Annotated in this window: 15 protein-coding genes and 1 pseudogene; 12 read left to right on the top strand and 4 right to left on the bottom strand. The window is 59.8% G+C overall.

The window, feature by feature from the left end; genetic code table 11:
* Positions 1-51 precede the first annotated feature (51 nt).
* Entirely contained in the window at positions 52-1047 is a 996-nt protein-coding gene (locus tag CVS28_RS17410; protein WP_103482303.1) for an NADP-dependent oxidoreductase, read from the top strand.
* A pseudogene (locus CVS28_RS17405) lies at positions 1037-1953 on the top strand (alpha/beta fold hydrolase). Before CVS28_RS17410 ends, CVS28_RS17405 begins: the two are co-directional and overlap by 11 nt.
* A gap of 119 nt (positions 1954-2072) precedes the next feature.
* On the opposite strand, the gene CVS28_RS17400 reads toward CVS28_RS17405, so the two are convergent.
* Positions 2073-2786, bottom strand: coding sequence for an SDR family oxidoreductase (locus CVS28_RS17400; protein WP_103482302.1), 714 nt, complete (start codon positions 2784-2786; stop codon positions 2073-2075).
* A 113-nt stretch (positions 2787-2899) separates the two neighbouring features.
* The gene (locus CVS28_RS17395; RefSeq protein ID WP_103482301.1) at positions 2900-3976 is read right to left on the bottom strand and encodes an alkene reductase; all 1077 of its coding nucleotides are present in this window, start codon (positions 3974-3976) and stop codon (positions 2900-2902) included.
* A gap of 166 nt (positions 3977-4142) precedes the next feature.
* Here CVS28_RS17395 and CVS28_RS17390 point away from each other — a divergent pair, with 166 nt between their 5' ends.
* Complete coding sequence (locus tag CVS28_RS17390; protein WP_103482300.1) at positions 4143-4745, top strand: TetR/AcrR family transcriptional regulator; 603 nt, start codon at positions 4143-4145, stop codon at positions 4743-4745.
* 84 nt (positions 4746-4829) lie between these two features.
* The gene (locus CVS28_RS17385) at positions 4830-5039 is read left to right on the top strand and encodes a hypothetical protein (protein ID WP_103482299.1); all 210 of its coding nucleotides are present in this window, start codon (positions 4830-4832) and stop codon (positions 5037-5039) included.
* Between the two features lie 221 nt (positions 5040-5260).
* Here CVS28_RS17385 and CVS28_RS17380 read toward each other — a convergent pair whose 3' ends face one another.
* Positions 5261-5518, bottom strand: coding sequence for a hypothetical protein (locus CVS28_RS17380; RefSeq protein WP_423716423.1), 258 nt, complete (start codon positions 5516-5518; stop codon positions 5261-5263).
* A gap of 136 nt (positions 5519-5654) precedes the next feature.
* On the opposite strand from CVS28_RS17380, the gene CVS28_RS17375 reads away from it, so the two are divergent.
* From CVS28_RS17375 to CVS28_RS17340, 8 genes are all read left to right on the top strand, one after another.
* On the top strand, positions 5655-6134 hold the full coding sequence (locus CVS28_RS17375; protein ID WP_103482297.1) for a DUF6153 family protein: 480 nt from the start codon (positions 5655-5657) through the stop codon (positions 6132-6134).
* Positions 6135-6240: 106 nt separating this feature from the next.
* Positions 6241-6840 (top strand): DUF305 domain-containing protein, encoded by a 600-nt coding sequence (locus CVS28_RS17370; protein ID WP_103467377.1) that lies wholly within the window; start codon positions 6241-6243, stop codon positions 6838-6840.
* A 138-nt stretch (positions 6841-6978) separates the two neighbouring features.
* A complete protein-coding gene (locus tag CVS28_RS17365) occupies positions 6979-7818 on the top strand; it encodes a F510_1955 family glycosylhydrolase (protein WP_341476427.1) in 840 nt (279 codons plus the stop codon).
* Positions 7819-7986: 168 nt separating this feature from the next.
* Complete coding sequence (locus CVS28_RS17360) at positions 7987-8610, top strand: helix-turn-helix domain-containing protein (RefSeq protein WP_341476426.1); 624 nt, start codon at positions 7987-7989, stop codon at positions 8608-8610.
* A complete protein-coding gene (locus tag CVS28_RS17355; protein ID WP_103482295.1) occupies positions 8603-9322 on the top strand; it encodes a B3/B4 domain-containing protein in 720 nt (239 codons plus the stop codon). The genes CVS28_RS17360 and CVS28_RS17355 overlap by 8 nt, the downstream gene beginning before the upstream one ends.
* Positions 9319-10209 carry an EamA family transporter gene (locus CVS28_RS17350; protein WP_103482294.1) on the top strand — a complete coding sequence of 297 codons (891 nt, stop codon included), beginning with the start codon at positions 9319-9321 and terminating at the stop codon, positions 10207-10209. The genes CVS28_RS17355 and CVS28_RS17350 overlap by 4 nt, the downstream gene beginning before the upstream one ends.
* A gap of 105 nt (positions 10210-10314) precedes the next feature.
* The gene (locus CVS28_RS17345; protein WP_103482293.1) at positions 10315-11211 is read left to right on the top strand and encodes a dihydrodipicolinate synthase family protein; all 897 of its coding nucleotides are present in this window, start codon (positions 10315-10317) and stop codon (positions 11209-11211) included.
* A gap of 912 nt (positions 11212-12123) precedes the next feature.
* The gene (locus tag CVS28_RS17340) at positions 12124-12975 is read left to right on the top strand and encodes an NAD-dependent epimerase/dehydratase family protein (RefSeq protein ID WP_103482292.1); all 852 of its coding nucleotides are present in this window, start codon (positions 12124-12126) and stop codon (positions 12973-12975) included.
* Positions 12976-13270: 295 nt separating this feature from the next.
* Here CVS28_RS17340 and CVS28_RS20225 read toward each other — a convergent pair whose 3' ends face one another.
* Positions 13271-13474 carry an NUDIX hydrolase gene (locus CVS28_RS20225; RefSeq protein WP_243399952.1) on the bottom strand — a complete coding sequence of 68 codons (204 nt, stop codon included), beginning with the start codon at positions 13472-13474 and terminating at the stop codon, positions 13271-13273.
* Positions 13475-13510 lie beyond the last annotated feature (36 nt).

Genomic DNA, 13510 nt, shown 5'->3' with positions numbered 1-13510 from the left:
CTGCAAGCAAGCTGGATATGCCGACATGACAGTACGTAAAGGAGACCTGCCATGAAGGCTTTCGCTATTAATCGGTACAAGGGACCATTGGAAGCAATGGACGTACCCGAGCCCGTGGTTGGCGAGCACGACGTCCTTATCCAAGTGCGCGCCGCCGGACTCAACCAGCTGGATGAAAAGATCAGGACGGGCGAGTTTAAGCAGATCCTTCCCTATAAATTCCCACTTGTCCTTGGTCATGACGTTGCTGGTGTCGTGCTCCAAGCTGGTGTGAAGGTGCAGGCCTTCACCCCCGGCGATGAGGTCTACGGGAGGCCTCGCAAGGACAGCATTGGGACCTTTGCCGAGCGTATTGCTGTGCCTGAGGAGGACCTGGCGCTGAAACCGGAGTCGATCAGCTTCGAGGAGGCGGGCTCATTGCCGCTGGTGGCCTTGACCGCATGGCAAGCTCTTGTCGAGCGCGGCAATGTACAACCCGGGCAAAAGGTCCTCATTCACGCCGGCGCCGGTGGGGTGGGCTCGATTGCCATCCAGCTTGCCAAGCATCTCGGGGCGACCGTTGCGACCACGGCCAGCGCCTCGAACGCGGACTTCGTTCGTGAGCTCGGTGCGGACATTGTCATTGACTACCAAAACGAGGACTTTGAACAGCGCCTCTCAGGTTATGACTTTGTGCTGGACAGCCTGGGCGGGGAAAACCTGAAGAAGTCCTTGCGTGTTCTGAGGCCGGGTGGGAAGGCAATCGGCATCTCCGGGCCGCCGGATCCGGCCTTTGCCAAGGCGGCTGGCCTCAACCCTGTGCTGCGCCTGGCGATCACTGGGCTCAGTGCCGGCATGAGGCGCCAAGCCAAGAAGCTTGGAGTGAGCTATGGGTTCTTGTTCATGCGCGCCAGCGGCGAGCAGCTAGGCCAGATTACCGCTCTCGTTGATGGAGGCGCAGTGCGTCCGATCGTTGGGCGGGTCCTCCCCTTTGACCGGACTGTCCAGGCCCTGAAGGAACTCGAAAAGGGCGGAATCCGCGGCAAGACCGTGATCAGTGCACACTGACCGCGCCCATACGCCAAGTCCCGCCCCAAATGGCGCTGAAGCAGCATACGCGAAGGCCCCAGGACGCACCATCGCCGCTAACGGCGTTACGTACGCCTACCGCGAGTTAGGGCCCCAAGGTGGCGTCCCTGTCATCTTCTTTGTCCACCTCGCCGCAACCCTAGACAACTGGGACCCTCGAATTGTTGACCCCATCGCTCAGGACCACCATGTCATCACTTTCAATAACCGCGGCGTGGGCGCATCCACGGGTCAGGTGCCCGGCAGTATCGAGGAAATGGCCGAAGATGCGCTCGCCTTCATTGGAGCTCTCGGATTCGATTCCGTCGACATCCTTGGACTGTCCCTGGGCGGAATGGTGGCCCAAAGCTTGGCGACCATCCACCCTCAGTTGGTCCGCAAACTGATCCTCATGGGAACCGGCCCCAGGGGCGGCAACAGCACGGACAAGGTTGCGGCAACCACCTATTTCGACGTGGCCCGAGCGGCCCTGAGCAGCTCGATCCCAAGGAGTTCCTTTTCTTCAACCGAGACACCGAGGGAAAGCGGGCTGCGAAGGCGTTTGTGAAACGCCTCAAGGAGCGCACGGAGGACCGTGATACACCCATCTCGTTCAGGGCGTTTCAAACACAATTGAAGGCCGTTAAAAACTGGGGACGCGCAACACCCATGGACTTGGCCCGGATTACCCAGCCCACCCTGATCGTCAACGGTGATAACGACCGCATGGTGCCGACACGATTCTCCCTAGATTTGAGCCGCCGCATCAAGGGCTCCGAGCTGATCATCTACCCAGGTGCGGGACACGGCAGCATTTTCCAGTTCCACGAACATTTCACTCCCGTCGCCATCGAATTCCTCGACCGGCCCACTGCCACCAAAAAACCTGCCAACGGAGATCACTAGCCCGCACCCCCCATGAGGTGGTTCGAACCTCGCAGCAACAATAGAACAGCAGTCAACCCAACGGTCGCGGGGTTGACTGCTGTTTTATTGGTGGCGGGCAGTGCGCCCGAGAGTTCCGATTAAGCTGCTGTGCGACCCAATTGGGGGTACATTGCTTCGAGCGGGGCGCTGAGCCCAGCCTTCAGCTGGGCCGATATTGCATCGGCAAGAACCTCAAGTTCGCCGGCCGCGACGGCATCAAGGACAATCTTCACTAGATCCGCCGGGGCTGTCTTCGGATCAGTGGAGTGCACAGCCATAGGTGTGTCGACGTAGGCAACATGCACCCCTACGACATGCACGCCGGCGGGGGCCAGTTCCAGACGCAACGAGTTCGTTGCCGACCACAGGGCCGCTTTGGTGGCGCTGTAGATGCCAGCGACGGCATACCAACTCAGTGCGGAGTGCATGTCGATAAGCACCGAATTGTCATGTGCAGACAGGACAGGGGCAAACGCCCTGGCAACGAACAAGGGTCCGAGGAAGTTTACTTCCACGTTGGCCCGGATTTCTTCGTCTGTGTGGGAGAGGATTCCGGCGCCGGCCACCGAGGCGCCCGCGTTGTTGATCAACACCGTCACGTCCCCGGCAGCATCAACTGCGGCCTGAATGGATGCATGGTCTGTGACGTCGAGGGCAAGCGGAACTATCCGCTCGTCATCCCAGTCCTGGGGCGTACGGGCTGTGGCATAGACCTTGCTGGCGCCGCGGGCCAAGGCTTCATGCACGAAATGGGTTCCGATGCCACCGTTCGCGCCGGTGACAAGGACAACTGCACCTTCAAGTGAAGACATGTTGTTGAGCTTTCTTCTGGTTGGGTGGCCGCACCGATCGGGGTGGCCTGTCAAGCATGGGCTGCGATTCGCGCTTCCTGCGCGGGGAATGCCCGATGACTGGGTGCGCCAGGTTAGGCGTGCGCCAGGGTGGGATAGTCCACGTATCCGGCTTCGCCGCCCCCATAGATGGTTGCCGGGTCTAGCTCATTGAGCGGGGCATCAATGCGCAGGCGTTCGACGACGTCCGGATTGGCCAGCGCAAATCGACCCAGCGGGGCAATGTCGGCAAGGCCCGCGTCGATGTCATCGGCAATCTGCTCGCGGGTGCGACCGTAGCGGACCACCAGCACCGCAGTGGGCCAAGCATCCCTGAGGGAGCGCAGCAATTCATCATCGCCAACGTGGTGCAGGTGCAGGTAGGCAAGGTTCAGGTTCGCCAGCTCACCGACCAGGTGCCGGTACTGTGCACGGACGCTATCGGTGTCACCCTCGTTGAGTCCACCTAGGGGCATGGCCGGGGAGAGTCGAATGCCGACGCGGTCGGCCCCGATCTCCTCGGCGATGGCCCGGGCAATCTCGACGACGAACCTGGACCGGTTCTCCACCGAACCGCCGTAGGAGTCGGTGCGGTGATTGGCGTTCGGGGAGAGGAACTGGTGCAGCAGATACCCGTTGGCTCCGTGGATTTCAACTCCATCGGCGCCTGCTGCGATCGCCGAGGCGGCCGCGTGGCGGAATTCGGCAATCACGGTGTGGATGTCGTCGGAGCTGAGTTCACGCGGAAGCGGAGTTTTCTGCAGCCCCGTTGCTGTCACCATGTCCTGATCGGCGGATACCGCCGACGGCGCCACCGGCGCACGGTGGTGGGGAGTGTTGTCCGGGTGCGAGATCCGGCCGGCATGCATCAACTGGATGAACAGTGATCCGCCGCCTTCATGCACCGCATCCGCGATCTTGGCCCAACCGGTGATGTGCTCGGGTGTGTAGATGCCGGGGGTGTTCAAATATCCCTGCCCATCCTCCGAAGGCTGGACGCCTTCGCTAATGACAAGGCCAAGGGAAGCACGCTGTCCGTAGTACATGGCGGCAAGGCCACCCGGGGTGCCATCGGGATGGGCACGGTTGCGGGTCATGGGTGCCAGCGCCAATCTGTGCGGAAGCTCCAAACGGCCTAGTGTGAACGGTTGCCAGAGGGAAGACAAAACCATGGTGAAAGTCCTTATGTTCGAGTCGATCATGGACGTCGGCACCCCGGGCCACCCAGATGGGTTATCAGTTCCCTCATGGGAGAATGATTGAACACATATCCGAGCACGCGGTACCGACTACACTCATAACTGAGCATAATCATTCTTTATTCCCGGAAGGACCCCTATGGCTGTCGCCTCCCAACCAATCGGCCGGCGCGAGCGCAACAAACAGGCCAAACTCGACCGGATAGTGGCTGCCGCCCGCGAGCTCTTTGCCGATCATGGCGTTGATGAGGTCACCACGCAGCAAATCGCCGACAAGGCAGACATTGGCGCCGGAACCCTCTTCCTTTATGCCAAATCAAAAGGCGAGCTGCTACTGCTCGTCCAAAACGCCAGCTACGCGGCAGCACTCAACAAGGGCCAGGCTGCCGCCAAATCAATATCGGACACCCTTGAGGCGGTCATGGCGATCATCCGTCCGGTGGTGGAATGCAACCGCGCCCAGGTCGAAAACGGTCGAACCTATCTGCGAGAAATGGTTTTTGGTGACCATGAGGAACCGCACCACCACGACGCACTGCTGCTCTCGGCCCAGACCGAAGAAGCCATCGCCGAGGTGTTGGGGCGAGACAAGCACATTCAATCCGCAAATGCGGGCACGCTCGCGCACATCATCTCCGCGGTTATGTTCCTGAGCATGGCCATCAGCATTAACGCCACCAAGACCGTCAATGAGCTCCTACAAGAACTCAAAATACAAATCCGGGTCCTGCTGCAGGGGTGACCCCGCCGAGGCAACGTAAACCTGCCTCCTCGGCAGACGGATTGAACTGATCATCGCAAAACCTCGCGATCATGGAGGTGATCGATGGACCACCGACAAAGTGGCGAATCGGGCAGCGCGTACGGCCATGACGGCGCCGGTGTTCCCGGCGTGCACCGGCGTTGGCTACCTACTGGCATCCTGACCGTACCTCAGACAGGTGATTTCCGTATCACCAAGCGATGGCTGGGACACGAGTCCAACCACCGGGAGGGGCAAGTGTCTCCAGCGCTCAGCCTGATCGACCACATGTGATCCAGCCCGAATGCGACCTGCCAGCAACAAACTAAATCCTGGCCCTACCTCGTGAACTCGCCGACAGGCTTGCGGCCCAGACGTTCAACTCATGGCGTACGAGCTCAAGCAATGAAACTAAACTGCTAATTGGACGACAGCCGCAGTCGCAAGCTTCGTCTATTGGTGCCTTCAACGCGAGCCGGTGTGCCCCAAATTCGGGCGTGCACGGTACCTCTTTACTACCATTCCACTGCCATCGGGGACTGCTTTTCCAGCGGGTCTCCTAGGGCGATGGCGCCGCCGTCGTTATTGACAATGCCGTTATCCAGGCCCAGCTGGCGCATCACTGCCAGCGATTGGCTGGCAAAGGATTCGTTGAGTTCGAAGGCGCCTAGGTCAGCCAGGTTCCAGCCGACACGGGCCGAGGTTGGCATCGCCACCGGCGCCACCGGCGCCGGCACCGATGGCGCCATGGAATCGGCAGGGGTGGCGCTCAACGCCCAACTGCTCCGCCGCCTCAAGCTCAGCCCGGCAGACATCCACTAGGAACGCTTGAAGCTCTCACCCAGCTTGGGCCCGTACAATTCACAACCACTAGATAGCTTCCAGCGGAACAACCGAAAGGACCCCACCGTGCGCATGCCTTATGACTGGCCAACTGCGGGGCCCATCGTGCGCTGGGCCGGGTTGCTCGCCGTCGTGCTAGCCATCATCGGCGGCATCATGGGAATGCATGTGGTCAATGGTCCGCCGGCCGTCTCCGCTGCACCATCAAGCATGACTGCCGCCATGATGACACACGCCCTAACCGAGCAATCAAGCACTCCAGTCCACCTCGCTGCAGAATCCGGCCACTCGACCAGTGCCTCCGCACTGGGACAAGTCAATGCCGTGCCCGAATGCGACTGCTCCCCCGCTGGCTGCGCCGCCGCCATGGCAATGCACGGAGACTGCACCCCGACAATCAGCTCCCTTGTGCTACATGTTCCTCTGCCGGGAACACTCAGCACCCATGCCACCGGAACAGCGTTCGCTGGCGTTCCCGGGCACAAGTCGTCGGATCGCAGTCCCGATCCTCCATCACTTACCAAACTCTCGATCAGCAGAACGTAAACCGATGAATCGACCCGTGTCTTTGTCACGGGTCCTCATTGACGCGCCCTCAAACGGGTGTGACTGCCAAAAAATCGAAGAGCTGTAAGTGAAGGACTGTATTGTCATGAAAAAACCACTGATTATTTCCGCAACCGTTGTTGCCGCCATGATTGCACTAGCCGGTTGTTCCACAGGGACAGACGGAGGATCCATGCCCGGCATGAACCACGGCACCTCGACGACATCAACGCAACCGTCGGTCTCCGGCACCGAACACAATGCCGCGGACACGATGTTCGCCCAAATGATGATCCCCCACCACGTCCAAGCCGTGGAAATGAGCGACATCATGCTCGCCAAGAAAGACCTCGACGCCAAGATCAAGGCGCTGGCCGAAGAAATCAAGGCTGCCCAGGATCCGGAAATCACGAAGATGACCACCTGGCTGACCGGGTGGTCCGAACCGACCGCCATGGCCGGCAGCCACTCCATGAACGGCATGATGACCTCGGCCGACATGAACAAGCTCAAGGCCGCTGAGGGCGCGGAGGCCAGCCAGCTGTTCCTGACCCAGATGATCGCCCATCATGAAGGGGCCGTGGAGATGGCCAAAAACGAGGTCACGGACGGGAAAAATGCTGACGCGGTGGCCTTGGCAAAGAGCATCGTTTCCTCCCAGGAAGCCGAGATCAATGTCATGGAAGACCTGCTCGCCACCCTATAGGACCCCGCTCAGTACATTTTTCGGTGGTGGATCTGAAATTCTTTAGATCCACCATCCTCCATCCTCTCTTCCCCTGTTTCTTTGGAGTCCCCTTTGCAACCCCGTACATCCCTTTTTTGTGCCCGCCGATCCGCCGTGGTGTCATTGTTGGCAATCCCACTGCTCCTGGCGGGATGCACCAGCGCCCGGTCCCCGGCTGCTGAACCGACCCCGAATGCCGAAGCACTGAGCCATGTGCATGGCATCAGTGTTGACCCGGCATCCACGAGAATCCTGCTTGCCACCCACGACGGCTTATACGACGCCACCGGGGACCCCGCCGTCAAAGTCGGCGATTCCAACATCGACCTGATGGGGTTCGCTGCCACCGCCGAACCTGACGTGTTCTACGCTTCCGGTCATCCCGGGCCCGGGTCCTCGCTACCGAACCCAGTTGGGCTCATACGGTCCGACGATGCAGGAAAGACCTGGGAGTCGGTCTCCAGGGCCGGCGAGTCCGACTTCCACGCACTCACCGTCAGCGGCCACACAATAGTGGCCTTCGACGGTCATTTGCGCACCAGCACAGACGGAACCACTTGGAACACCTCACCAGCGACTTTTACCCCGGCTGTGCTGACCGGCAGCCCGGCCTCAACGGTCGTGTTGGCGACGACGGAGAATGGGGTGCAGCGCTCCACCGATAGTGGCACAACATGGCAAGCTGTGCCGAAAAGTCCCATCATCCAATATGCAGCCCTGGTCAGATCTACGAACAAGGCCCCCACTGACGCCGTCGGCATCGCCCCGGACGGCAGCGTCTTCGTCTCCGACGACACAGGACTGACCTGGACCACGTCCGGCACGATCACTGGACAGGTTGAGGCCCTCACCGCCGCTGAAAGTGAGACGGGAGAGCTAACGATCTGGGCAGCCACGACCACCGGCGTACAAGTCTCCACCGACGGCGGGGCAACATTCCGCCCCGCTGTTTCTTAGATCCATGAGCACAACGAGACCAGCGTCGATCAGGGCCAGAACCGGCCTCCGAAGTCGCCTCAAGGGATCTCCACCGTCAGCCGTACTCCCCGCTGGTATCGCCCCTGAATCAGAACGGCCTGGGTGCCATCCAACTTAAGGTCGCAAACGTAGCGCACTGCACTCATAGTGCAGTATGCTGCACTCATGGAGTCATCGACAGAATTGCTGGCGCGCACCATTGGTGCGCGGGTGAAGCAGGAGCGACAGTCACGAAAGTGGACCCTTGATCAACTTGCAGGCCATGCAGGGGTGAGTCGGCGAATGGTGGTGAATGTCGAGCAGGGTACCGCCAATCCGAGCGTGGGGACGCTCTTGAGGTTGAGTGACGCTCTCGGCTTGGGCCTTCCGGCGCTCGTTGAGCCCCCGACACCGAAGCAGGTTAAACTCACGCGCAATGGAGAGGGCGCCGCATTGTGGACGGGTGATTTGGGTGGACGTGGCCTGCTAGTGGCGGGAACCTCATCCCCTGATGTTGTTGAGTTGTGGGATTGGACGCTGATGCCGGGAGAACAGCATTCAAGTGATCCGCATACCGAAGGTACGCAAGAGCTACTTCAAATCCTCGCCGGTGAAGTCACCATCAAGGTTGGCTCCCAAACCTTCGTACTCACTCAGGGAGACGCCATGTCATTCCCCGGCGATGAATCCCATGCGTACATCAATGCGGCTGCCCATCCGGCTCGTTTCACCCTCACGGTCTTTGAACCTGGTGTCGGCACGGCGCACAGAACGGAAAACCTCGATGTCTAGAGCAGATTCGCATGAACACTTCTTGGACGCTGCAAGCGTCGAGCCGGCAGTGTTTGCGCTGCGTCCCGACTATCGAGCACTGCTGCTGGTCGTTGATGGATTACAGGCCGCCCCCAGCAATCCTGCCAGCGAGGAACTTCTCGACCTCGCCGAGGCCCACGCACGCACACTCCTGGGTGAATGCGCGGTGGAGGAATTGCCGCACGTCGCTGCCTGGCGTGAAGCGTACCGCGCGTTTGGCGCGAAGCCGCAGCGCACACGCAACAGTCTGGAAGCACTCACCCGACGAGCCCGTGAGAAACTTCCCCGGGTGAATGCGCTCACCGACATTTACAACGCGATCTCCCTTCTGCACCAGGTACCGATTGGCGGGGAAGACCTCGACTTATACCAGGGCCCGGCCCGTCTCGTACGAGCCACTGGCGACGAGCACTTCGAAGCGTTCGCCAACCACGCACCAGTAACCGAGCACCCGAGCCCGGGAGAAGTTATCTGGCGCGATGACCTCGGCGTGACGTGCCGTCGATGGAACTGGCGACAAGGACCCCGAACAGGACTCTCTGACCAAACCGAAACAGCCCTCTTCATCTTCGACGCCCTAGACCCAATGACCAATGAGGCTCTACGCGCCGCGGCTGCGGACCTCACCACCGCCCTTACCCTCGCGAGTCCCGGCGTGACCGTGTCCCAGCGATTGATGTCCGCACAATGACCGGTCAAACGAAAACGCCACTACCGCCGTGGTCAATGGCCGTGGCGGCCATGTTCCTGATTCAACTCAGCTCCGCGCTCTCGGTAGGCCTCATTGAGCAAGTTGGGGCGGCGGGGACCGCCTGGCTGCGGCTGGCCATGGGCGGGGTGATCTTCTTGCTGATCGCCAGGCCACCCCTCAAGCGCATACGCCGGCAAGATGTACCCTCGCTCCTCGGGTTAGGAGCCGCAAGCGGGCTGATGTCCGTCGCTTTTCTTTCAGCGATTGAACACATCCCACTCGGTACCGCCGTCGCGATTGAGTTCCTGGGGCCACTCACCGTTGCCGCCATTCGCAGCGGAAGCGCACGGATGCTCACCTGGCCGGCGCTAGCCCTCGTCGGCGTCGTGCTTCTGACGGAGCCATGGCACGGGGAAGTCAATCTCCTCGGAATCGGCTTCGCCCTCTTGGCAGGTGTTGGGTGGGGAAGTTACATCATGCTCACTCAACATGTTGGAGACCGCTTCTCCGGGATCAGTGCCCTGTCGATGACCATCCCCATCGCCGCTGTGATGGCAGCATTCGTCGGTGCACCCCAGGTCATCGCTCATTTCGACTGGCGCGTGCTGCTGGTCGCAGTCGGGTTGGCCTTGCTCGCCCCCGTGCTGCCGTTCGGCTTGGAAATGCAGGCACTTCGCCGGATGACGCACACAGCCTTCGGAACGTTGATGGCCCTTGAACCTGCCATCGGCGTGCTGCTGGGCCTGGTGGTGCTCCATCAGGTTCCCTCGGCAATTCAGGGAGTGGGCATTGTGCTCGTTGTCCTTGCCGGTGCCGCCGCACAACGCAGGGGCACCCGCACACCCAAATATGATCCTGTGCCGCCTGCGGTGGGGCCAGCATCATGACAACCAATCCAAGGTTCAGTTCCACGTTCATCGTTGAGGCCAAGCGCCTGGACACGGAAATCCATGCCTCAGCCTCGAGCATGCAGCACTGAAGGAGTAGCCAACATGTTTACAGGACTCAGCGCCTTTCCCCTCACCCCATTGGCAAACGATGAAGTGGATTTCCCATCGTTCATTCGAATCATCGAACGGCTCGCGGCATCGGGCACCGACTCGATCACAGCACTCGGATCAACTGGCTCTTACGCATACCTCACCAATGCTGAACGGGCGAAGGTAACGCACCTGACAGTGGAGCACGCCGGCGGCATACCGGTGTTCATCGGCGTCAGTGCGCTACGTACCTCTCAGGTGCTGACAAACGTCAATGAAGCCCAACGAGCTGGCGCGGCAGCCCTGTTGCTGGCCCCCATGACCTACCAGCCACTCACTGCAGATGACGTATTTGGGCTCTACAAGGCGGTATCAGGGGACACTGATCTTCCCATCATCGTCTACGACAATCCCAACACCACTCATTTCACCTTCACCCGTGAGCTGTATGGGCGCATCGCCCAGCTTCCTGGTATCGCTTCGATCAAGATCGCCGGCGTCCCGACATGCCCCGCCCAAGCCAGAAAACACCTTCAGGCCATCCGAGCCATGGTTCCCAGCCATGTCACGATTGGCGTGTCAGGCGATGCCTTCGCCGCACCCGGACTCAATGCAGGATGTGAGGCGTGGTACTCAGTCGTCGGCGGCACACTGCCCCGCCTCGCCCTGCGAATGACCCGCCTGGCACAAGAAGGGCACGCGGATGAAGCGACCGCCGAATCAGAACGGCTCGCACCGCTGTGGAGTTTGTTCACAGAGTTCGGTGGAAGTCTGCGTGTCATTGCTGCCATAGCAGAGCACCTCAGCCTGGTGCAGAACAACAGCCTGCCGTTGCCAATCCAAGGCCTGAACCCGAACCAGCGAACCCGCGTTGCCGAAGTGGTGAAAGCACTGGGCCTTGCCGCGTAACAATGGATGCCACCAAGCGGTCCCGAATGAGCAATTACACCGATGCCCAGTGAGCCCAACGGTCCTGTCACATCTGAAGCGACAAATCGGCCCGTCGATAGAGAATTATTACCGATACAGCAGAACGAATACCCGCATATCCGCGACGGCGGCACAGAGCGGGACGGATCCTGGGTGTATCTGCCGAGTCCCCCAAGGGCGCTCAAGTCCTCACACAAAATTCACGCATGGTGGGGAACCAATGGGACAGGATGCAAAATCGAGCTTGAATGACTCCCCAACGCGTCCGGCCAAGGTTCCCCTGCACGACATGGAATCACTGACATTCTTCGTCTAGGTCCTACGGCCTGGCGTCTCGAAATCTGACCGGCTTACTGGACACTTCGCTGGCTATTTCCTCACGGTTCCTTCGTGGTGTTCTCTTGTCTTGCTGGACTGTTTTCTTCCCAAACGACCGCCCCTGAACAGTTGATGACTGCCGCAATTTATCTCCATTCATGGCTAAAGGTAACAAGTGTCTGCTGCCATGAAAAACTGCCCATAGGCGGCCACGAAACTGCCCACTGCCAGCGGGCAAAAAACCTGACCGCTGGTGGATAGATACACATGACCCTTGACAAGCAAGCTGACGACGGGATACATGGGTCCTCGCAACGTCCCGTAGCGAGTTCGATACACGGATGCTTGGGTGTGGTCGTTGGCTCCGGGTCGTGAACTGGATCTGAATGTGATTGAGATCAACGCATGGAATCACGGCTGTCACGACGCCTCCGCCTTCCAGCGGGCTCCGCTGCGTACACAAACCGGTTTGTATTGACCTCTGCGCCGGGCAGAGACCCGGTCGGTTAGACGGCCGGATGTCAGGTTGATTTCGATGACTGCGGCGGGGAGGTGTTCTGGCACGATAGTCCCATGACTATCTTGATTGTGGGTTGCGGAGACCTTGGAACGGAAATAGGGCTTCGACTCGTCGCGTCTGGGCAAGACGTTGTTGCATGGCGCCGTAGGGCCGATGTGCTCCCCCAAGAATTTGAACGTGTATCCGTAGATTTGGCTAACCATCTCCCAACTATCCCTAAGAGCGTCCGTACCGTTATCGTGGCCGTCGCCGCTGATAGTTACACCGAAGAGGCCTATCATCTGGCGTATAAGTCAGGGCTGACAAATGTTCTGAATGCCCTCGAGCGGGATCAGATTAAGCCAGAAAAGGTGCTCCTGATCTCGTCTACGACTGTCTACGGAAACACAACTGGCCATGTCGATGAAACCACGCTTGCCACACCTAATTCTTTCAGCGGCAAAATTACTCTGGAATCAGAGGCAATTCTTCACGCCCGATACGGGGATACTTCAACGAACAGTATTGTCTTGCGCCTGGCCGGCATCTACGGTCCGGGCCGGACTCGACTCATCGACCTCGTGAGAAACCAGACAGCCGTCATCCCTGACAGTCCTCGCATGACAAATCGCATTCATCGCGACGACGCCGCAGCCGCAGCAGTTCACCTACTAACGGTTCCCCACCCCAGTGACCTCTATCTCGGCGTCGACGAACACCCCGTAGATCTGGGAGAAGTCTTGCGCTTCCTTGCTCACGAAATGACCTATGACGAACCACCAACAGGGTCGGTGTCCAACGCCCGCGGCGGCGACAAACACTGTTCGAACACTCGTTTGAAAGACAGCGGATTCCAGTTCGCGTTCCCTAGCTACATCGAGGGCTACAGGTCACTGCTAGCCGGGATCGGTACAAGGCACCCCTGATCGGGTCTGCCCCGGATTCTCTCCAAGAAGTTCAAATTCTCTTCCGACCAACGTCCGCTCTTCAATACGTTCAGGAGTACTGGCCCTAGGTGACAACGCAAGATCCGCCGGCAGGAAATCTAGGACGACCTCTTCAATTTCGGAAGCGAGTAACGGCCGTGCACTTTCAGCCCCGTGAACGGCCCGAACGACCTCACCCAAGAAATTTCAGCGAGCAGCATACCCAGTACCGACGGTGGGGAATCCTCGCTACTGATCACTCTCAGCCTGAAAGGAGGCTACGCCGGAACTCCGGTCACGCAGCAGCGAATGCGGGGTGCAGCGGGCGTTGGGCAACTTCCGGAAGCGACACAGATTCAAGGGCTAGGCTTTTCGGGTCACTGATGACGGCTTCGAAGGGAACCATTGCGTTGACCACCACGGTGGTGTAGCGCCCGTAGTCCACATCGAAGACCGAGGTGAAGCGCCGTTCCACGTTCTCAGGTGCAACTCCTGCCACTTCCCACGCCCCACGCAATGCCCGTGCGCGGCGCGT

It is taken from the genome of Arthrobacter glacialis (assembly GCF_002909415.1).
GTDB classification, from domain to species: Bacteria; Actinomycetota; Actinomycetes; order Actinomycetales; family Micrococcaceae; genus Specibacter; species Specibacter glacialis.
Note: the sequence above shows the minus strand (reverse complement) of the source record. Positions and strands in the feature narration are given on the sequence as shown.

Excerpts from the sequence above, each read along its gene's own strand:
- CVS28_RS17400 (WP_103482302.1), bottom strand. The coding sequence starts at position 2,786 with ATGTCTTCACTTGAAGGTGCAGTTGTCCTTGTCACCGGCGCGAACGGT.
- CVS28_RS17350 (WP_103482294.1), top strand. The coding sequence starts at position 9,319 with ATGACCGGTCAAACGAAAACGCCACTACCGCCGTGGTCAATGGCCGTG.
- CVS28_RS17340 (WP_103482292.1), top strand. The coding sequence starts at position 12,124 with ATGACTATCTTGATTGTGGGTTGCGGAGACCTTGGAACGGAAATAGGG.
- CVS28_RS17395 (WP_103482301.1), bottom strand. The coding sequence starts at position 3,976 with ATGGTTTTGTCTTCCCTCTGGCAACCGTTCACACTAGGCCGTTTGGAG.
- CVS28_RS17390 (WP_103482300.1), top strand. The coding sequence starts at position 4,143 with ATGGCTGTCGCCTCCCAACCAATCGGCCGGCGCGAGCGCAACAAACAG.
- CVS28_RS17355 (WP_103482295.1), top strand. The coding sequence starts at position 8,603 with ATGTCTAGAGCAGATTCGCATGAACACTTCTTGGACGCTGCAAGCGTC.
- CVS28_RS17345 (WP_103482293.1), top strand. The coding sequence starts at position 10,315 with ATGTTTACAGGACTCAGCGCCTTTCCCCTCACCCCATTGGCAAACGAT.
- CVS28_RS17370 (WP_103467377.1), top strand. The coding sequence starts at position 6,241 with ATGAAAAAACCACTGATTATTTCCGCAACCGTTGTTGCCGCCATGATT.
- CVS28_RS17385 (WP_103482299.1), top strand. The coding sequence starts at position 4,830 with ATGGACCACCGACAAAGTGGCGAATCGGGCAGCGCGTACGGCCATGAC.
- CVS28_RS17410 (WP_103482303.1), top strand. The coding sequence starts at position 52 with ATGAAGGCTTTCGCTATTAATCGGTACAAGGGACCATTGGAAGCAATG.